At 71.4% G+C, this 18,952-nt stretch carries 18 protein-coding genes; 16 read left to right on the top strand and 2 right to left on the bottom strand.

Annotation, left to right across the window (positions count from 1 at the left end; all coding sequences use genetic code 11):
- Window positions 1-53: 53 nt before the first annotated feature.
- Entirely contained in the window at window positions 54-1,070 is a 1,017-nt protein-coding gene (locus IE251_RS23445; RefSeq protein ID WP_189754971.1) for a LacI family DNA-binding transcriptional regulator, read from the bottom strand.
- Window positions 1,071-1,157: 87 nt separating this feature from the next.
- On the opposite strand from IE251_RS23445, the gene IE251_RS23440 reads away from it, so the two are divergent.
- The 16 genes from IE251_RS23440 (at window position 1,158) to IE251_RS23365 (ending at window position 17,877) form a co-directional block, all read left to right on the top strand.
- Window positions 1,158-2,417: an MFS transporter gene (locus IE251_RS23440; protein WP_189754970.1), complete on the top strand. Its 1,260-nt coding sequence runs from the start codon at window positions 1,158-1,160 to the stop codon at window positions 2,415-2,417.
- Window positions 2,418-2,426: 9 nt separating this feature from the next.
- A complete protein-coding gene (gene pafA / locus IE251_RS23435; RefSeq protein WP_030781321.1) occupies window positions 2,427-3,788 on the top strand; it encodes a Pup--protein ligase in 1,362 nt (453 codons plus the stop codon).
- Window positions 3,789-3,930: 142 nt separating this feature from the next.
- The gene (locus tag IE251_RS23430) at window positions 3,931-4,935 is read left to right on the top strand and encodes an FKBP-type peptidyl-prolyl cis-trans isomerase (RefSeq protein WP_189754969.1); all 1,005 of its coding nucleotides are present in this window, start codon (window positions 3,931-3,933) and stop codon (window positions 4,933-4,935) included.
- A gap of 83 nt (window positions 4,936-5,018) precedes the next feature.
- Window positions 5,019-5,390, top strand: a complete 372-nt coding sequence (locus tag IE251_RS23425) for an FKBP-type peptidyl-prolyl cis-trans isomerase (RefSeq protein ID WP_189754968.1) — start codon at window positions 5,019-5,021, stop codon at window positions 5,388-5,390.
- Between the two features lie 221 nt (window positions 5,391-5,611).
- Complete coding sequence (locus IE251_RS23420) at window positions 5,612-6,565, top strand: helix-turn-helix transcriptional regulator (RefSeq protein ID WP_189754967.1); 954 nt, start codon at window positions 5,612-5,614, stop codon at window positions 6,563-6,565.
- Between the two features lie 14 nt (window positions 6,566-6,579).
- Window positions 6,580-7,584, top strand: a complete 1,005-nt coding sequence (locus IE251_RS23415; RefSeq protein WP_030781307.1) for a helix-turn-helix transcriptional regulator — start codon at window positions 6,580-6,582, stop codon at window positions 7,582-7,584.
- 165 nt (window positions 7,585-7,749) lie between these two features.
- Window positions 7,750-8,010 (top strand): hypothetical protein, encoded by a 261-nt coding sequence (locus IE251_RS23410; RefSeq protein ID WP_037654916.1) that lies wholly within the window; start codon window positions 7,750-7,752, stop codon window positions 8,008-8,010.
- A 99-nt stretch (window positions 8,011-8,109) separates the two neighbouring features.
- A complete protein-coding gene (locus IE251_RS23405; RefSeq protein WP_189754965.1) occupies window positions 8,110-8,304 on the top strand; it encodes a hypothetical protein in 195 nt (64 codons plus the stop codon).
- Window positions 8,305-8,563: 259 nt separating this feature from the next.
- The gene (gene tatA / locus IE251_RS23400) at window positions 8,564-8,845 is read left to right on the top strand and encodes a Sec-independent protein translocase subunit TatA (RefSeq protein WP_189754964.1); all 282 of its coding nucleotides are present in this window, start codon (window positions 8,564-8,566) and stop codon (window positions 8,843-8,845) included.
- A gap of 47 nt (window positions 8,846-8,892) precedes the next feature.
- The gene (gene tatC / locus IE251_RS23395) at window positions 8,893-9,843 is read left to right on the top strand and encodes a twin-arginine translocase subunit TatC (protein WP_189754963.1); all 951 of its coding nucleotides are present in this window, start codon (window positions 8,893-8,895) and stop codon (window positions 9,841-9,843) included.
- A gap of 199 nt (window positions 9,844-10,042) precedes the next feature.
- The gene (locus IE251_RS23390) at window positions 10,043-12,895 is read left to right on the top strand and encodes a DEAD/DEAH box helicase (protein ID WP_189754962.1); all 2,853 of its coding nucleotides are present in this window, start codon (window positions 10,043-10,045) and stop codon (window positions 12,893-12,895) included.
- A gap of 367 nt (window positions 12,896-13,262) precedes the next feature.
- Entirely contained in the window at window positions 13,263-14,927 is a 1,665-nt protein-coding gene (locus IE251_RS23385) for a sensor histidine kinase (protein WP_229896901.1), read from the top strand.
- Window positions 14,924-15,328 (top strand): roadblock/LC7 domain-containing protein, encoded by a 405-nt coding sequence (locus tag IE251_RS23380; protein ID WP_030608271.1) that lies wholly within the window; start codon window positions 14,924-14,926, stop codon window positions 15,326-15,328. Before IE251_RS23385 ends, IE251_RS23380 begins: the two co-directional genes overlap by 4 nt.
- Window positions 15,325-15,741: a DUF742 domain-containing protein gene (locus IE251_RS23375; RefSeq protein ID WP_030781275.1), complete on the top strand. Its 417-nt coding sequence runs from the start codon at window positions 15,325-15,327 to the stop codon at window positions 15,739-15,741. The genes IE251_RS23380 and IE251_RS23375 overlap by 4 nt, the downstream gene beginning before the upstream one ends.
- Window positions 15,722-16,342: a GTP-binding protein gene (locus IE251_RS23370; protein ID WP_030781273.1), complete on the top strand. Its 621-nt coding sequence runs from the start codon at window positions 15,722-15,724 to the stop codon at window positions 16,340-16,342. The genes IE251_RS23375 and IE251_RS23370 overlap by 20 nt, the downstream gene beginning before the upstream one ends.
- Before the next feature lie 47 nt (window positions 16,343-16,389).
- Complete coding sequence (locus IE251_RS23365; protein WP_189754961.1) at window positions 16,390-17,877, top strand: cytochrome P450; 1,488 nt, start codon at window positions 16,390-16,392, stop codon at window positions 17,875-17,877.
- 16 nt (window positions 17,878-17,893) lie between these two features.
- Here the strand turns inward: IE251_RS23365 and IE251_RS23360 are convergent, their stop codons facing one another.
- A complete protein-coding gene (locus tag IE251_RS23360) occupies window positions 17,894-18,856 on the bottom strand; it encodes an RluA family pseudouridine synthase (RefSeq protein ID WP_189754960.1) in 963 nt (320 codons plus the stop codon).
- Between the last annotated feature and the right edge of the window lie 96 nt (window positions 18,857-18,952).

The raw sequence follows: 18,952 nt of genomic DNA, 5'->3' as shown, positions 1-18,952 counted from the left end.
CGGCGCACGCGGTGGGACGCCCCGGCCTTCGCGGTCCGGGGCGTTCCGCGTTTCTAGGGCGTGGGCGGCGGGGCCGTGGAGCCCCGGACGACGAGCTGGACGGGGATGTCCCCGCTGGTGGGCCTGTGGCCCTCCAGGACGGCCAGCAGGGCCCGCATGCCGTGTTCGCCGAACAGTTCGGCGTCCAGTCGTACCGTCGTCAGCTCGGGGTCGATGGCGGTGGCCAGGGCCAGGTCGTCGAGGCCGGTGACGGAGATGTCGTCGGGGATGCGCAGGCCGAGGCGGCGCAGGGCCTTGTAGGCGCCGGCGGCGAGTTTGTCGTCGTCGCAGACGATGGCGGTGGGCCGGGGGCCGGGTGCGCCGAGGGCGGCCTCGGTGGCGGTGAGCGCGCCGTCGATGGAGATCGGGGCGCGGGCGGTGCGGACCTCGGTGCCGGGGACGGCGGCCATGCGGGCGGCCAGTTCCCGCGCGCGGATCTCGAAGGTCCAGGAGGGGACGTCGGCGGCGAGGTGGAGCACCCGGCGGTGGCCGAGGCCGAGGAGGTGTTCGGCGACCTGGCGGACGCCGTCGGCGATGTCGAGGTTGACGGTGGCGGCGCCGAGGCTGCCGGCGGGGTCGCTGTCCAGCATGACGAGCGGGAGCTGGTCGCCGCGGATGTCGGTGAGGGCGTCGGCGGCCATGGAGGAGGCGATGACGCCGTCCAGGGCGGCCTGTGCGGAGGCGAAGGGGTCGCGGGCGGGGCCGATGCCTTCGGGGGAGGGGTAGAGGACCACGCCGAAGCCGTGCTCGGCGGCGACCCGGGCGGCGCCGGTGTAGACGCCGGCGAAGAATTCGGTGGTCAGGGCGGGGACGACGAGCAGGACCGTGCGGGTGCGGCCGAGGCGGAGGTTGCGGGCGGCGAGGTTGGGCCGGTAGCCCAGGTCGCGGGCGGCCTGGCGGACGCGTTCGGCGGTGGGTTCGGAGACCCGGCCGCGCCATTTGTCGCCCAGCACGAGGGAGACGGCCGCCTGGGAGACCCCGGCCGCGTGGGCGACGTCCCGGCTGGTCGGGCGCGTGCTGCTGCGTGCCACGGTGGACGTGCTCCTTCGTGTGGACGTGTGAACAGCGCACATGGTACGTATGATGAGGGAAGTTATACGTAACACTTGGAGGCGGGCATGGCCACGGGGTACCTGGAGATCCTCCGGGCGAGACACGCGCTCCGGCTGCTCGCCGGGACGTTGGTGGGGCGGCTGCCGAACGCGACCGCGGCCATCGCGCTGGTCCTCTTCGTCCGCGCCGACGGCGGCACCTACAGCCTGGCCGGCGCCCTCGCGGCCGTGTACGGGGTGGCGAACGCCGTCGGCCAGCCGGTGCTGGGCCGGCTCGTGGACCTCTACGGCCAGCCGCGCGTCCAGTTGCCCGCGGCCGTCCTGGCGGCCCTGGCCATGACGGTCTTCGCCTTCTGCGGCACCGATCCGCTGCCGGCGGCCTACGCGGCCGTCGCGGTGTCCGGTCTGTTCGCCCCGCCGCTGGAGGGCGGCCTGCGCGCCCTGTGGCCGTCCGTGCTGCGCCGCGAGGAGCAGGTGCACACGGCGTACGCCATGGACGCGATCGCGCAGGAGGTCATGTTCACCGTCGGCCCGCTGCTGGTGACCGTGTGCGTCTCGGTGTGGGACGAGCGGGCGGCCCTGCTCGTGCTGAACCTGCTGGGTGTGCTCGGTGCCCTGTCCGTGGTCGTCTCGCCGCCCTCGCGGGCCTGGCGTTCGGCCCCGCGCGAGGCGCACTGGCTGGGCGCGCTGCGCTCGCCCGGTCTGCTGGCGCTGCTCGCCGCGTTCCTGTTCATCGGCATCGCGCTGGGCTCCATCACGGTCGCGGCGGTGTCGTACGCCGACGGCCACGGCGGCGACGCGGTCTACGGCTGGCTGATGGCCGGGCTGGGCCTGGGCGCGCTGGCCGGCGGTTCCGTCTACGGCGCCCGGCAGTGGGCGGGCTCGCCCGAGCGGCGGCTGAGGGTCCTGGTGGCCCTGCTGGCGGTGTGTTACCTGCCGCTCGCGCTGACGCCGGGCACGGTCTGGATGGTGCTGCTCAGCGTGGTCTCCGGTGTCTTCCTGGCGCCCTGCATAGCCTGCGCGTTCATCATCGTGGACCGGCACGCGCCGAGGGGCACGGTCACCGAGGCGTTCTCCTGGCTCGTGACGACGTTCACCGTGGGCGCGTCGGTGGGAACGGGCCTGGCGGGGCCGGTGGTGGAGGCCGGCGGCACCGTGTGGGGCTTCGGCCTGCCGAGCGTGGCCGGGGCGGTGTCGTTGCTGGTCCTGCTCGCCACCGGAGGGGTCCTGGCGGCTCCCGTGCGGGGCGGTGTCGTCGCGGCTTCATCGGAAAATGATCCAAATCGTGCCCTCGAACCCCGTTTCAGCTCGGGGGATCGGGCGTAATGTTCCCTCATGGACCGCCGCATTTTCGGGCTGGAGAACGAGTACGGCGTCACGTGCACGTTCAGGGGACAGCGGCGCCTGTCTCCTGACGAGGTGGCGCGGTACCTCTTCCGCCGTGTCGTGTCATGGGGCCGCAGCAGCAATGTCTTTCTGCGAAACGGCGCCCGGCTCTATCTCGACGTGGGCTCACATCCGGAATACGCGACCCCCGAATGTGACAACGTGACCGAACTGGTCACCCACGACAAGGCCGGCGAGCGCATTCTCGAAGGACTCCTGGTGGACGCGGAACGACGCCTGCACGAGGAGGGAATCGCGGGCGACGTCTACCTCTTCAAGAACAACACCGACTCGGCGGGCAACTCCTACGGCTGCCACGAGAACTACCTGGTGGCCCGGCACGGGGAGTTCTCCCGGCTCGCGGACATTCTCATCCCCTTCCTCGTCACCCGGCAGCTGCTGTGCGGCGCCGGCAAGGTACTGCAGACCCCGCGCGGTGCCGTCTACTGCGTCAGCCAGCGCGCGGAGCACATCTGGGAGGGCGTCTCCTCGGCGACGACCCGCTCCCGGCCCATCATCAACACCCGTGACGAACCGCACGCGGACGCCGAGCGCTACCGCCGGCTGCACGTCATCGTCGGCGACTCGAACATGTCCGAGACGACGATGCTGCTGAAGGTCGGCGCCACCGACCTGGTGCTGCGCATGATCGAGGCGGGCACGGTGATGCGCGACCTCACCCTGGAGAACCCGATCCGGGCGATCCGCGAGGTCAGCCATGACATCACCGGCCGGCGCAAGGTGCGCCTGGCCAGCGGCCGGGAGGCCTCCGCGCTGGAGGTGCAGCGCGAGTACTTCGACAAGGCGCTGGACTTCTGTGACCGCCGGGGCATCCGCACCGGCACCGTCGCGCAGGTCCTGGAGCTGTGGGGCCGCACGCTGGAGGCCATCGAGACCGAGGAGCTGGACCGCGTCGAGACCGAGATCGACTGGGTCATGAAGTACAAGCTCATCGAGCGGTACCGGGCCAAGCACAACATGACGATGTCGCATCCGCGAGTCGCCCAGATAGACCTCGCCTACCACGACATCCACCGTCGTCGCGGCCTGTACTACCTGCTGGAGAAGAAGGGCCAAGCCGCCCGGATCTGCAACGACTTGAAGATCTTCGAGGGCAAGTCGGTTCCCCCGCAGACCACTCGGGCCCGGCTGCGCGGCGATTTCATCCGGCGGGCGCAGGAGCAGCGCCGGGATTTCACGGTCGACTGGGTGCACCTGAAGCTCAACGACCAGGCGCAGCGCACCGTTCTGTGCAAGGACCCGTTCCGCGCGGTGGACGACCGGGTGGAGAAACTGATCGCGGGTATGTAGCGGCGACCGGGCGGACCGCCCGCCCGGCCGCGACATGCGGGAGCGCCACACGGGCGCCGTACGGTTTCCGTACGGCGCCCGTCCCGGGTCGTAGAGTTGCGCGCACGCCATCCGCCGGACCGATCGATTACGAGGCTCTTCCGTGCGCCGACGCTCGCTTCTCCTCGCCGCCGTACCCGCAGGACTGGTCACCCTCGCCGGATGCGATTCCGACTCCCTCGACCCCAACAGCCCCGAGGCCTCGCCGTCGCCGTCGGCGTCCGCCACGCCCCCGCCCAAGATCGTGGACGGGCCGCTGCCGGCGATCACGGAGGGCCGGAAGTTCGGCGAGAAGCCGACGGTCGCGAAGGGACCGGGCACCCCGTCGAAGAACCTCGCGGTCCGGACGGTGATCGCGGGCGGCGGGCGGACGGTCGCGGAGAACGAGTTCATCCGGGCCGACTACCTCGGCCAGATCTGGGAGACCGGCAAGGTCTTCGACAACTCCTACGACCGCAAGCGTCCGCTGGTCATGCAGCTCGCCCAGGGCAGCATCATCGACGGCTGGCGGTATGCCCTCCAGGGCAAGAAGACCGGCAGCCGGGTCGAGATCGCCGTCCCGCCCGCCTGGGGCTACGGCGCGAGCGGCAACCCGCAGGCGGGCATCAAGGGCACCGACACCCTGGTCTTCGTCATCGATCTGCTCGAGTCCTTCAACTCCGGCAGCTCGGCCAAGGGCACCCCGGTCCCGCAGACCGACGCCGCCCTGCCCGAGGTGGGTACCGGCACCGACGGCAAGGCGCCGAAGGTCACCGTGCCGAAGACCGACCCGCCGAAGAAGCTCGTCTCGGAGTACGTCCTGGAGGGCGACGGTCCCGCGCTGAAGGCCGACCAGACGGTGCTGTGCCAGTTTCAGGGCCTGGTCTGGGACGGCGGCAAGACGTTCGAGCGGACGTACGGCTCGGGGCGGCTCAGCCAGTTCTCGCTGAAGCAGATGCGGGAGGTGGTCAAGGGCCTGGCCCAGGGACTGACCGGCAAGAAGGTGGGCAGCAGGGTCCTGATCGTCGTTCCGCCGGAGCTGGCCTACGGTGACAACCCGCCGGGCGGCGGGGCCATCAAGAAGGGCTCCACCCTCGTGTTCACGGTGGACATCCTCGCGGCGATGTAGGGCGGGGACCGTGGCGGGCGGGCGATCGGCGGGGATGAAAGACTGTCCGGGATTCATGCCGTACACAAGCAGGAGTTTTTGACGTGAGCATCGAGAAGCCCGAGATCGACTTCCCCGAGGGCGCGCCGCCGGCCGACCTTGAGATCAAGGACATCTGGGAGGGCGACGGGCCGGTCGCGCAGGCGGGCCAGACGGTCACCGTCCACTACGTGGGCGTCGCCTTCAGCACCGGTGAGGAGTTCGACGCCAGCTGGAACCGCGGTACTCCGTTCAAGTTCCCGCTGGGCGCCGGCCGGGTCATCGCGGGCTGGGACCGTGGCGTGCAGGGCATGAAGGTCGGCGGCCGCCGCCAGCTGACCATCCCGGCCCACCTCGCCTACGGCGACCAGAGCCCGACCCCGGCGATCAAGGCCGGCGAGACCCTCATCTTCGTGGTGGACCTGCTCGCCGTCTGATCCACGCCAGGCGTCCCGGTCGCTGCGGCCGGCGCCGTCGGCGTCCGGGCCGGCCCGTATCCGGCGGGCCGGAACGGGCCGCGCCGGGGCGCGCGGGCCGGACCGGACGCGATGACCTGGGGCCCATGCCCGGCCGGGCATGGGCCCTCGGCTTTTGCCCACGCCCCGCGGAGCGGTACGGTCATCGGTCGGAAGCACCATAGGGAAGGCGAAGGGCGTCGATGGCCATTGCCAAGGCCGAGCGGCTGATGAACCTCGCGCTGTGTCTGCTCGGCGCACGCCGGCCGCTCAGCAAGCGCGAGCTGCGCGAGTCCATCGAGGCCTATCTGGAGGCGGGCTCCGACGACTCCTTCAACCGCATGTTCGAGCGGGACAAGGACGATCTGCGCGAGCTGGGCCTGGTCATCGAGACCGTCGAGAACCTGGACGGCGAGGTCGGCTATCTCGCCCGCCGCGACAGCAACCGCCTGCCCCCCATCACCCTGGACGCCGAGGAGGCCGCCGCCCTCGGTCTCGCCGCCAAGGTCTGGCAGCAGGCCCGGCTGGCCGGCGCGGCCAGCGGAGCCTTGCAGAAGCTGCGCGCCGCGGGCCTGCCCGAGGACGTCGACCCGTACGGCGCGCACAGCGCCCTGGAGCCGCGCATCCCGGTGCACGAGGCCGCGTTCGAGCCGCTGATGCTGGCCTGCCGTGACCGCCGCCCGGTCCTCTTCGAGTACCGCAAGGCCACCGCCGCCCGCCCCGAGCCCCGGCACGTCGAGCCCTGGGCGCTGGAGTGCTGGCGCGGCCACTGGTACCTGGCCGGCTTCGACCGCGACCGGGGCGCCGAACGCGTCTTCCGGCTGTCCCGGATCACCGGGAAGGTCCGCTCCCGCGGTACGGGCTTCACCGCGCCGGTGCCGGACGTCGTCACCGTGCGCGAGACCGTCGCGAGCTGGGCCGGCGAGATCGCCGACCGCTCGGCGCTGATCCGGCTGCGTTCCGGTGCCGGTTACCCCCTTCGGGCGAAGGCCGTCAAGGTCCGGGAACTGGGCGACGGCTGGGACGAGTTGGAGATTCCGTACGGGCACGGCCTGGACGCCTGGCTGGTGGAGTTCGGACCGGACGTGGTGGTCCTGGAGCCGGCCGAGCTGCGGGCCGACGTGGTGGACCGGCTGCGCGCCGTGGCCGAGGGCTGAGGGGGAGCGGGACAGTGGCAGGCAAACCGGCCAGGACCGGCAACGCGATCGACCAGACCCGGCGGATGCTCTCCCTGGTGACGTATCTGCGCGAGCGCCCCGGCGCCCGGATCGCCGATGTCGCGCGCGCCTTCGGGATCAGCGAGGACGAGCTGGTCGCCGACCTCGATGTGCTGCCCATGTGCGGCACCAGCTTCCGCGGCGGCGATCTGCTGGACATCGACACCGACGGCGAGCGTATCTGGTGGCACAATCCGGCCGCGCTCGGCGAGGAGGCGGCCGAACCGCTGCGGCTGGCCGCCGACGAGGCCACCGCCCTGCTGGTCGCGGCCCGCGCGGTGGCCACGCTGCCCGGTCTGCGGGAGAGCGACCGCCAGGCCCTGCTGCGGGCCACCGCCAAGGTGGAGACCGCGGCCGGGGAGGCGGCCGGCGCCAGCTCCCGGCTGTCGGTGACCTTCGAGTCCGAGGGCGGGGTGTTCGCCGACGTGGACCGGGCGATCTCCGAGCGCCGCCGGCTGTGGATCCGCTACTACTCACCGGCCCGGGACGAGGTCACCGAGCGCGAGATCGACCCCATCCGGCTGGTCAGCGTCGGCCACACCTATGTGGAGGCGTGGTGCCGCCGCTCCGAGGCCCGGCGGACCTTCCGGCTGGACCGGGTCGCCGAGATCAAGATCCTCGACGCGCCCTCGGCCCCGCCCGAGGTGGAGCTGCGGGACCTCTCCGAGGGCCTGGTGCAGCCGGCCGCCGAGGACCCGGAGGTCGTGGTCGAGGTCGGTCCCGGCGGTCGCTGGGTCGCCGAGTACTACCCGCACGACAGCGCCGACGAGCTTCCCGACGGCGGGCTGCGCATCACCCTGCGCACGCCCGACCCGGCCTCCCTGCGCCGGCTGGCGCTGCGGCTCGGCCGTGACGGCCGGATCGTCTCACCGCCCGAGCTGGCCGAGAGCGCCCGCCGGGCGGCCCGCGAGGCCCTCGCGGCGTACGACGTTCCCGCCGGCGCGGTGCCGGTGCCGTAGCCGGCCGGGGCCGTACGGCCACAGCGACCGGGACCGTACGGCCCTGACGTTGGACGACCGGGTGTGATCGGCTGCGACCAGAGGATTCGGCTGCGACCAGAGAACGACCAGAGGAAGAGGGAGCGAGGGCCTGTGAGCGAGTCTCCGGAATCCGGCGTGGGTGAGATGACGGTGGCGACCGCCTTCGCGGGGATGAGAAGGGTGGCCCCCGTGGTGTTCAAGGCCGGCTGCCCGGACTGCCGGGGCCGCTTCGAACTCGCCGCGAGCGCGCTGCGGCTCGCCATCGGCGCCAGCAGCCGGACCACGTTCTACTCCTTCACCTGCCCCGACTGCGGTGCCGCGGTCCGCAAGCCGGCCGGGGAGCGGATCGTGGAACTGCTCACCGGGGGCGGGGTCAGGACCCTGCGGCTGCACTCCACCGTGTAGCGGGCGGCCCGGCCGCGTGCCGCGCGGTGAGCCGGCACCGTGCCGGTCACCGCACGGGCGGGTGCGGACCGGGGTGGCGGACCGTCTAGTCTCGACGTCATGTTCTGGCCGATGTTCGCCGTAGCCATGGGGTTCCTGGGTCTAGCCGTCCTGGGGGTGCTCGCCGTCCGGGTGTTCGTGGCGGCGCGACGCCTCGGGCAGCAGGTGACGGACTCGGCGCGCCGTATCAGCCGGGCCGCCGAGGACCTGGAGCGGGCGACCGTGAGCGCGGCCCGCGCCGTCGACACGCTGTGAACGGCGCCCGACGGCGGTCGTGAGACCAGTGATACAAGCGATTTGGGTCGCTTCGCCCTGTCATGCTGCCCTGCCGGACAGGTACTCTGCTGGTCGCGGTGCGGAAAACGAGGCCCGCACCGCGGACCGGGAGTACGCACGGGGATTGCCTCACGTTTACCCCTGAGCGTTACGATCGCTGCCAGCACGACCATCGGACACATGTCCGACTGGTCGGACAGCACCCCACCCAGCCGCCTCGGTGAGAAGGTAAAGATTCATGTTCGGTGGAAAAATCGGAGCTCCCGAGATCATTCTGATCCTCGTCGTCATCATCCTGCTGTTCGGCGCGAAGAAGCTTCCGGACATGGCGCGCTCGCTCGGCAAGTCCGCCCGCATCCTCAAGAGCGAGGCCAAGGCGATGAAGGAAGAGGGCAAGACCTCCCCCCAGGCGTCCGGTTCCACCGAGCAGTCCTCGGCCCAGCGCACGATCCAGGCGGCCCCCGGCGACGTGAGCAGCTCCCGGCCGGTCAACGAGCCCACGGATTCCGCCCAGCGCTGACACAAGGCCGGAAAGCCCCGGCCTGCCGCACGAGATGAGGACGTGGGTTGCTCAAGCCTGCCCGCAAGAAGGAGAAGGATCCCGAGGGGCGGATGCCTCTCGCGGATCACCTTCGTGAGCTCCGCAACCGGCTCGCGAAGGCGATGCTGGCCATCGTCATCGTGACGATCGTCGCGGCCTTCTACTACAACAACATCATCAACTTCCTGACGGAGCCGATCCTGGACTCCGTCGGTTGTCGGGAGACCTTCGCAGAGCTGGCCAAGTCCAGTGGCAAGACGCAGTGCGCGGAGATCACCATCAACGGTCTTCTCGCGCCGTTCACGCTGGCCCTCCAGGTCTCGCTGATGGCCGGTGTGGTGGCCGCCTCGCCGATCTGGCTCTTCCAGCTCTGGGCGTTCGTGGCGCCGGGTCTGCACCGGCACGAGAAGAAGTACGCCTACGCCTTCGTCTTCACCGGCGTCCCGCTGTTCCTCGGCGGTGCCTTCTTCGCGTACAAGCTGCTGCCGACCACGGCCAAGGTGCTGATCGACTTCACGCCGAACGGCGAGATCAAGAACCTGCTGCCGCTCGACGACCTGCTCCAGCTGGTCACCCGCATGGTGATCGTCTTCGGTCTCTCCTTCGAGCTGCCGCTGCTGCTGATCATGCTCAACCTCACCGGGGTGCTGACGGGCAGGCGCATGCTCGGCTGGTGGCGGGCCATGATCCTCGGCATCACGGTCTTCGCGGCCGTGGCCACCCCGAGCACCGACCCGCTGTCGATGGTGGCCCTCGCCGGGCCGATCTGGGTGCTGTACTTCGCGGCGGTCGCGTTCTCGCTCCTCAACGACAAGCGCAAGCGTCTGCGCGAGGCCGCGGGTCCCGCCGACGACGAGGCCGCCGAGCTGGACCTCACGCCCGAGGACATCGGCGAGGCCGAGCCGGTCTCGGCCGCCCGCACACTGCCCGAGCAGACGAGCACCGACCGGGTCAACGGCTACGACGACGCGACGTAACCGCCGGCCCCACCATCACCGAGGCACACCGCACGCGATGCCCCCGCTTCCCGGATCCATACCGGGGACGGGGGCATCCGTCTTTACCGGCGCCCTGCCGCTTCACCGGCATCCTCCTGCTGTACCGGCGCCCTCCGCGACCGGCCCGCCGCCCCGCCGGCCGCCGGCTTCCGACACCCCTCCTTCCGGGATCCGGATAATGATCGTCCCGTTGTCAGTGGCGCCCGGTACGCTCGAAAGTACGATGACAGAGGATCTCTCACCGGCCGAGCGGTACGCGGCAGCCCGCAGGCGGGCAGCCGAGCAGGCCACCGCGCTCGCCTCCTTCCGCGAGATGTACGACTTCGGCCTCGACCCCTTCCAGATCGAGGCCTGCCAGGCACTCGAAGCGGGGAAGGGCGTACTGGTGGCCGCCCCCACCGGCTCGGGCAAGACGATCGTGGGCGAGTTCGCCGTCCACCTCGCCCTGCAGCAGGGCAAGAAGTGCTTCTACACGACACCCATCAAGGCGCTGTCGAACCAGAAGTACGCCGATCTGTGCCGCCGCTACGGCACCGCGAAGGTCGGTCTGCTCACCGGCGACAACAGCGTCAATTCCGACGCCCCGGTGGTCGTGATGACCACCGAGGTGCTGCGGAACATGCTCTACGCCGGTTCCCAGACCCTCCTCGGCCTCGGCTATGTGGTCATGGACGAGGTGCACTACCTCTCCGACCGCTTCCGCGGCGCCGTCTGGGAGGAAGTGATCATCCACCTCCCCGAGTCGGTGACGCTGGTCTCGCTCTCCGCGACCGTCTCCAACGCCGAGGAGTTCGGCGACTGGCTGGACACCGTCCGCGGCGACACCGAGGTGATCGTCTCCGAGCACCGCCCCGTGCCGCTGTTCCAGCACGTGCTCGCCGGACGGCGGATGTACGACCTGTTCGAGGAGGGCGAGGGCCACAAGAAGGCCGTCAACCCCGACCTGGTCCGCCTGGCCCGCATGGAGGCCACCAGACCGTCGTACCAGGACCGCAGGCGCGGCCGGGCGATGCGCGAGGCCGACCGGGAGCGGGAGCGCAGACAGCGCTCGCGGGTGTGGACGCCGGGCCGTCCCGAGGTCATCGAGCGCCTGGACTCCGAGGGCCTGCTGCCGGCCATCACCTTCATCTTCAGCCGCGCCGCCTGCGAGGCCGCCGTCCAGCAGTGCCTGTACGCGGGCCTCAGGCTCAACGACGAGGAGGCGCGGGAAAAGGTCCGCGCCCTGGTCGAGGAGCGCACCGCCCACATCGCTTCGGAGGACCTTCACGTCCTCGGCTACTACGAATGGCTGGAGGGCCTGGAGCGGGGCATAGCCGCCCATCACGCGGGCATGCTGCCGACCTTCAAGGAGGTCGTGGAGGAGCTGTTCGTACGCGGCCTGGTCAAGGCGGTGTTCGCCACCGAGACCCTCGCGCTGGGCATCAACATGCCCGCCCGCTCGGTGGTGCTGGAGAAGCTCGTCAAGTGGAACGGCGAACAGCACGCCGACATCACGCCCGGTGAGTACACCCAGCTCACCGGCCGCGCGGGCCGCCGGGGCATCGATGTCGAGGGTCACGCCGTGGTGCTGTGGCAGCGCGGCATGAGCCCCGAGCACCTGGCCGGTCTCGCGGGCACGCGCACGTACCCGCTGCGCTCCAGCTTCAAGCCGTCGTACAACATGGCGGTCAACCTGGTCGAGCAGTTCGGCCGGCACCGCTCGCGCGAGTTGCTGGAGACGTCGTTCGCGCAGTTCCAGGCGGACAAGTCGGTCGTCGGGATCTCCCGCCAGGTCCAGCGCAACGAGGAGGGCCTGGCCGGTTACAAGGCCTCCATGACCTGCCACCTCGGCGACTTCGAGGAGTACGCGCGGCTGCGCCGGGAGCTGAAGGACCGGGAGACCGAGCTGGCCCGGCAGGGCGTTGCCCAGCGCCGGGCGGAGGCCGCCGTCGCCCTGGAGAAGCTGAAGCCGGGCGATGTCATCCATGTGCCCACGGGCAAGTACGCGGGCCTCGCGCTGGTGCTGGACCCGGGCCTGCCCGCGGGCCGTTCCAACGGGCACCGCGGCTTCGACCACCACGACGGGCCGCGCCCGCTGGTGCTGACCGCCGAACGGCAGGTCAAGCGGCTGGCGACGATGGACTTCCCGGTGCCGGTGGAGCCGCTGGACCGGATGCGGATCCCGAAGTCCTTCAATCCGCGCTCGCCGCAGTCCCGCCGGGACCTCGCCTCCGCGCTGCGCACCAAGGCCGGGCACATCCCGCCGGAGCGGGCCCGCAAGAAGCGCTCGCAGGCCGCCGACGACCGCGAGATCGCGCGGCTGCGCACGGCGCTGCGCGCGCACCCCTGCCACGGCTGCGACGAGCGCGAGGACCACGCCCGCTGGGCCGAGCGCTACCACCGGCTGCTGCGCGACACCTCGCAGCTGGAGCGGCGCATCGAGGGCCGTACGAACACCATCGCGCGCACCTTCGACCGGATCGTGGCGCTGCTGACCGAGCTGGACTATCTGCGCGGTGACGAGGTCACCGAGCACGGCAGGCGGCTCGCGCGGCTGTACAGCGAACTGGACCTGCTGGCCAGCGAGTGCCTGCGGGAGCGGGTCTGGGAGGGGCTGGGCCCCGCCGAACTCGCCGCCTGCGCCTCGGCGCTGGTGTACGAGGCACGGGCCGGCGACGACGCCATGGCGCCGAAGCTGCCCTCGGGCAAGGCCAAGGCGGCGCTCGGCGAGATGGTCCGGATCTGGGGCCGGCTCGACGCGCTGGAGGAGGAGTTCCGGATCAGCCAGACGGAGGGCGTCGGCCAGCGCGAGCCCGACCTCGGCTTCGCCTGGGCCGCCTATATGTGGGCCTCCGGCAAGGGGCTGGACGAGGTGCTGCGCGAGGCGGAGATGCCGGCCGGTGACTTCGTGCGCTGGTGCAAGCAGGTCATCGACGTCCTCGGGCAGATCTCCGCGGCCGCGCCCGCGGAGAACTCGACCGTGGCCAAGGCCGCGCGCAAGGCCGTCGACCAACTGCTGCGGGGCGTGGTGGCCTACTCGTCCGTGGCCTGATCGCTTTCAGTCCGCCAAGACCACTCGTCCGGGGGAACCGAGGCCGCACCTGTCCGGGTGCGGCCTCGACTGTTTTTTCACTCGTTACGGTGAGTGACAATCGCACGTCTGTGCGCCGATACTGTCTGTGTGTGAATGACAGCGAACTGTGCACAAGAGGTTGAGCGTACTCCTGTCGCGGGTCGATTTCCGGTGCTTGCCGAAGATGACACGGCGTTGATCCGGTCGGACTAAGCTCGCCCGCGGCGCACCGAGTTGAGGCAATTCGTGCGTCTGTTCCCACATGTGAAGTGCATCCCGACAGTTCCCCATACCTTCCCCCGCAAGCTCCACCCGACACCCAGCCGATTCGTTACAGAAGGCATCCATGGTGAGTGTTCAGAAGCCTCCCGGTCGCCGTGAACGGCCCTATGCGCGCGTGCTGTTGCCGCCGGCCATAGTGATGGCCGCGGCGGCCGGGGCCGCCGTCGCCCTGGTACCGCCCACGGCCAGGGTGGCCGTCGGCGTCTGCGGAGTGCTGGCCGTGCTGCTGGTCCTCCTCACCGCCGGGGAGGCCGCCCGGCGCGGCCGGCTGCTCCGCGAGGCACAGGCCGAACACACCCGGCACGCCGACCGTCTGCAACAGCAGATCGCGCTGCACCACCACCTGATGGACCACTTCGCCCACAACGTCCTGCCCCTCGGCTTCATCCGGCTGCGCCGCGGCGAGGCGCTCCGCGACACCGTGCGCTACGTCTTCGACGAGGACCCCGAACTGCGCGGCCTGCCCGACGGCTACCGCGAGCTGGTACGCGTCGCGCTGACCGGCGCCGACCACGAGATCTCGATGCGCGACGCCACCGAGCGCTCCTATGTGAGCATCGCCCGCCGCGTCCAGGCCATCGTCCACCAGCAGGCCAAGGAACTGCGCGAGATGGAGGAGGACCACGGGCGCAACCCCGAGGTCTTCGACGACCTGCTGCGCATCGACCACGGCACCTCGCTGATCGGCCGCCTCGCCGACACCATCTCCGTCCTCGGCGGCGGCCGGCCCGGCCGCCAGTGGCCGCTGCCGGTCTCCCTCTACAGCACGCTGCGCGGCGCGATGTCCCGCATCCTGGAGTACCGCCGCATCGAGCTGAGCTCCATCGTCAACATCAACATCAAGGGCACCGCGGTCGAGCCGGTCATCCACGCCGCCGCCGAACTCCTCGACAACGCCACCCGCTACTCCCCGCCGACCACCAAGGTGCACGTCACCGCCTCCGAGGTGCAGGCCGGCATCGCCATCGAGATCGAGGACGCGGGCGTCAGCCTCAGCGAGGAGTCCCGCGCCCGGATCGAGAAGGCCATCGAGGACGCCAGGAACCTCGACGACGCGGACAACCTCGGCGAGAACCCGCGCCTCGGCCTCGCCGTCGTCGGCCGGCTCTGCAAGCAGTTCGACATGGAGGTCTCGCTGCGCTCCTCCGCCTACGGCGGCGTCCGCGCGATCCTCATCGTGCCGCGCGTCATGACGACCACCGAGCCCGGTGTCGGCGTCGCCCACGGCATCGGCGCCACCGGCATCCCCAAGCCCGAACTCGGCGCCGTGGAAGGCCCCAAGCGCCCGCCCAAGACGCGCCGCCCCACCAGCCCCAAGATCCCCGCCGGAATCTCCCTGGAGGACGACATTCCGGAGGTCACCGAGTGGACCGCGACCGGGCTGCCGCAGCGCCGCAGCCGGGTGAAGACCCCGCTCAGCCAGCGGATCGCGGAACAGGCCGCCATCGAGCGCGCCGAGCGCGAGGGCAGGCCCACCATCTGGTCCCAGACCCGGTCCGAACCCGAGCCCGAGATCGACCCCGAGCGCAGGAAGCTCATGGACCGGCCGATCGGCTCCGGGATCGAGGCCTTCTGGAAGGGCCTCAGGGAGGGCATGCCCCCGGACGCCACCGGTCCCGAGCTGACCGACTTCACCCGCAACCCGACCAAGTACCTGCATCTGCTCAAAGATCCGGCCGAATACGCCCAGGGCGGCACCGAGGCCGACGACGAGGGGGACCTCAAGTGATCCAGCAGCGAGCGAACCTGGACTGGATGCTCAAGCAGCTCAACGACGGCGTCCCGGGTATCGAGATGATCGTGGTCCTGTCCGCCGACGGACTGCGCATCGCCCGCTACGGCGGCGAGCCCGACGCCGCCGACCGGGTGGCCGCCGCCTGCGCGGGCGTACAGAGCCTGGCCGGCGCCATCATCCAGGAACTGCCGGGCGCCGGGGACATGAAGCTCGTGGTCTTCGAGATCGAGGGCGGCTACTTCTACCTGATGAACGCCGGCCCCAACGCCTACCTCGCCGTGCTCGCGGACGTCACCTGCGAACCGGGCCGGATGAGCGGCATGATGCGCGACCTCGTCGTCCGGATCGGCGCCCACCTCACCAGTCCGCCCCGGCGGAACGGGCAGACCGTATGACCCCTCCACGACGCAAGCGGCGCCGGCCGCAGCACCCGTCGCCCCCGCCGGCGCCGGCCGCGAAACCGGCGGGCGGTGCGGAGAAACCCGGCAACCCCGAACGGCTCTACACCATCGCCGGATCGGCGGACGGCAAGCGCGCGGAACTCGACCTGGTGACCCTGATCGTGGCCCGCTCCGCACCCCCGCTGTCCGCCTCCCCCGAGGTGGCGGCCGTGCTCCGGCTGTGCACCGCCCCGCTGTCCATGGCCGAGCTCTCGGCCTACCTCCAACTGCCGTTCAGCGCGATGACCGTACTGATCACCGAGCTGATCCAGGCGGAGCTGGTGCAGGCCCGCGCCCCGATCGTCCGCCAGGCGGCTTTCGACCGTTCCCTCCTCGAAGCGGTGATGCATGGACTTCAAAGGCTCTGACACGATCCCCGGCCCGCGCACCGAGGATCATCTGCCGCACACGGCCCAGGCCGCGGTGAAGATCGTGATCGTGGGCGGGTTCGGCGTCGGCAAGACCACCATGGTCGGCTCCGTCAGCGAGATCAGGCCGCTGACCACCGAGGAGACCATGACCCAGGCCGGCATCGGCGTGGACGACGACTACGGCTCCGAGTCCAAGACGGCCACCACCGTGGCCATGGACTTCGGCCGCATCCAGATCACCGACCAACTGGTGCTCTACCTCTTCGGCACGCCGGGACAGGAGCGCTTCTGGTTCCTGTGGAACGGGCTGTTCGAGGGCGCCCTCGGCGCGGTCGTCCTGGTCGACACCCGGCGCCTGGAGGTCAGCTTCGACGTCATGGGCCGGCTGGAGGAACGCGGCGTGCCCTTCGTCGTCGCCGTCAACTCCTTCCCGGACGCGCCCCGCTACCCGGTCGAGGAACTGCGCACGGCCCTGGACCTCGGCCCGGAGATCCCGATCATCGAGTGCGATGTGCGCCGCCGGGCCTCCAGCAAGGACGTGCTGCTCACCCTCACCCGCTTCCTGCACTCCCTCGCCCTGTCCGGCGCCCTCACCTGACGCGCCGCCGGCCCACCCCACCCATCCGTCTCCGGAGCGACACCACCGTGACGTCTGAATCTCCCTCCCTGACCGGCACCGAGTCCCTCGCCCCGCCGCCGGGCTGCCCCGCGCACGGCCTCGACGCCGGGGGACCGCGGCGGCTCTACGGCCCCGACGCCGAAGACCTCGCCGGCCTCTACGAACGCCTGCGGGACGAGCACGGCCCGGTGGCTCCCGTGCTGCTCCACGACGACGTACCCATGTGGGTGGTGCTCGGCCACGCCGAGAACCTGCAACTGGTGCGCAGTCCCTCGCAGTACACCCGGGACAGCCGGATCTGGACCCCGCTGAAGGACGGCCGGGTCAAACCCGACCACCCGCTCATGCCGCACATCGCCTGGCAGCCCATCTGCTCGCACGCCGAGGGCGCCGAGCACGAGCGGCTGCGCGACGCGGTCACCGCGGCCATGGCCACCATCGACCACCGCAGCGTCCGCCGGCACATCGGACGCCACACCCAGGCCCTGGTCAACGGCTTCTGCGAACGCGGGCGGGCCGACCTGGTCTCCCAGTTCGCCGAGCATCTGCCGATGGCCGTGATGTGCGAGATCCTCGGCATGCCCGAGGAGTACAACGACCGGATGGTGCAGGCCGCGCGGGACGCCCTGAAGGGCACCGAGACCGCCATCCAGAGTCACACCTACGTCATGGACGCGCTCAGCCGGCTCACCACCCGGCGGCGCACCCGGCCCGAGGACGACTTCACCAGTCACCTCATCGGCCACCCGGCCGGGCTGACCGACGACGAGGTCCGCGAACACCTGCGGCTCGTCCTGTTCGCCGCCTACGAGGCGACGGCGAACCTCCTGGCCAACGCGCTGCGCATGGTCCTCACCGAGCCGGGCTTCCGGGCCCAGCTCAACGGCGGCCAGATGACCGTGCCCGAGGCGATCGAGCAATCCCTCTGGGACGAGCCGCCGTTCAGCACGGTCTTCGGCTACTTCGCCAAGCAGGACACCGAGCTGGGCGGCCGGCGCATCCGCAAGGGCGACGGGCTGCTGTTCGCGCCCGCCCCCGGCAACGTCGACCCGCGGGTGCGGCCCGATCCGTCGGAGAGCATGCAGGGCAACCGCTCCCACCTCGCCTTCGGCGGCGGCCCGCACGAGTGCCCCGGCCAGGACATCGGCCGCGCCATCGCCGACGTCGGCGTGGACGCGCTGCTGACCCGGCTGTCCGACATCCAGCTCGACTGCGCCGAGGAGGACCTGCGCTGGCGGTCGTCCATCGCCTCCCGGCACCTGGTGGCCCTGCCGGTGCGCTTCGAACCCAAGCCGCAGCAGGACGTGGACCTGCCACCCAGGGCCATGCCGATCCCGCCGCAGCGCTCCAACTGGCAGGTCGGCGCGCTGAGCAGCGACCCGGCCCCGGCCGCCGGACCGCAGCCGGCGGCCCACCAGCCGCCGCCCGTACCGGAGTCCGCCCCCGCGACCCTGGAACCGGCCCGCCCCCGCGGCCTGTGGCGGCGGCTCCTGCGCTGGTGGCACGGCGGCTGACACCCCCGGCCGGGCGTCAGCCGAGCGGCCGGGACCCTTCGGACCAGTCGGTGTACGACGTCCAGGCGCCCAACTCGCGGCCGCTGGTGAAGGCGTGGTGCGCGCCGGTGACCGGGTCGGTGAACTCCAGCCGCCGGGCGAGCAGTTGCAGCGGACGCCGGAAGTCACCGGCCGGCACCGGGGCGAGCACCTCGGGATACAGCGGATCGCCGAGGATGGGCACGCCCAGCGCGGCCAGATGCACCCGCAGCTGGTGGGTCTGGCCGGTCGCCGGGAGGAGCCGGTACCGGCCGAGCCCGGCCCGGTGCCCGGCCAGTTCCACCCGGGTCTCGGCGTTCGGCTCGCCGGGGACCTCCCGGGCGGCCGGTACCCCGCGCTCCTTCACGATCCGGCTGCGCACGGTGCGGGGCAGGGCGAGCGAAGGGTCGTACGGGGCGACGGCCTCGTACTCCTTGCGTACCCGCCGGTCCCGGAACAGCGTCTGGTACGCGCCGCGTTCCTCGGGGCGCACGGTGAACAGCACCAGCCCGGCGGTGAGCCGGTCCAGGCGGTGCGCCGCCGTCAGTGTCGGAACGCCCAGCTCGTGCCGGAGCCGGGCCAGCGCGGTCTGGGCGACATGCGAGCCGCGCGGGGTGGTGGCCAGGAAGTGCGGCTTGTCGGCCACCACGATGTGCTCGTCCCGGTACACCACCTCCACCGGGAAGGGCACCGGCACCTCGGCGGGCAGCTCGCGGTGGAACCAGACGTACATTCCCGGCCGGTACGGGGCGTCCGGTGGTACGGCCCGTCCGTCGGCGTCGATCACCTGGCCGGCGGCGAACATCGACTCCACCGTTCCGGGCCCGGCCCCGGTGAGCCGTTCCACCAGGTGCTCCCGCACGGTGGCCCACGTCCCGCCGGCGGGTAGCCGTACCCGTACGGGATCGACCCCGTCGCGTTGGGGGAGCGGGGCGGGCGGGGGCGGCGTACGGCGTCTCATCGGCGTCAAGGGTACGGCGGGGGCCGGAGCCGGCCGGAGTCAAGGGGGCGGTGGAGGGGGGAGCGGGGACGGCGTCAAGGGCGCGGCGGCGTGGTC

Origin of the sequence: Streptomyces eurythermus (assembly GCF_014649115.1) — a bacterium.
GTDB classification, from domain to species: Bacteria; Actinomycetota; Actinomycetes; order Streptomycetales; family Streptomycetaceae; genus Streptomyces; species Streptomyces eurythermus.
Note: the sequence above shows the minus strand (reverse complement) of the source record. Positions and strands in the feature narration are given on the sequence as shown.

What these genes read in the sequence shown, in the direction of transcription:
- IE251_RS23440 (WP_189754970.1), top strand. Translation starts at nt 1,158, where the DNA reads ATGGCCACGGGGTACCTGGAGATCCTCCGGGCGAGACACGCGCTCCGG.
- pafA (WP_030781321.1), top strand. Translation starts at nt 2,427, where the DNA reads ATGGACCGCCGCATTTTCGGGCTGGAGAACGAGTACGGCGTCACGTGC.
- IE251_RS23420 (WP_189754967.1), top strand. Translation starts at nt 5,612, where the DNA reads ATGGCCATTGCCAAGGCCGAGCGGCTGATGAACCTCGCGCTGTGTCTG.
- IE251_RS23410 (WP_037654916.1), top strand. Translation starts at nt 7,750, where the DNA reads ATGACGGTGGCGACCGCCTTCGCGGGGATGAGAAGGGTGGCCCCCGTG.
- IE251_RS23405 (WP_189754965.1), top strand. Translation starts at nt 8,110, where the DNA reads ATGTTCTGGCCGATGTTCGCCGTAGCCATGGGGTTCCTGGGTCTAGCC.
- tatA (WP_189754964.1), top strand. Translation starts at nt 8,564, where the DNA reads ATGTTCGGTGGAAAAATCGGAGCTCCCGAGATCATTCTGATCCTCGTC.
- IE251_RS23390 (WP_189754962.1), top strand. Translation starts at nt 10,043, where the DNA reads ATGATCGTCCCGTTGTCAGTGGCGCCCGGTACGCTCGAAAGTACGATG.
- IE251_RS23385 (WP_229896901.1), top strand. Translation starts at nt 13,263, where the DNA reads ATGGTGAGTGTTCAGAAGCCTCCCGGTCGCCGTGAACGGCCCTATGCG.
- IE251_RS23375 (WP_030781275.1), top strand. Translation starts at nt 15,325, where the DNA reads ATGACCCCTCCACGACGCAAGCGGCGCCGGCCGCAGCACCCGTCGCCC.
- IE251_RS23370 (WP_030781273.1), top strand. Translation starts at nt 15,722, where the DNA reads ATGGACTTCAAAGGCTCTGACACGATCCCCGGCCCGCGCACCGAGGAT.
- IE251_RS23360 (WP_189754960.1), bottom strand. Translation starts at nt 18,856, where the DNA reads ATGAGACGCCGTACGCCGCCCCCGCCCGCCCCGCTCCCCCAACGCGAC.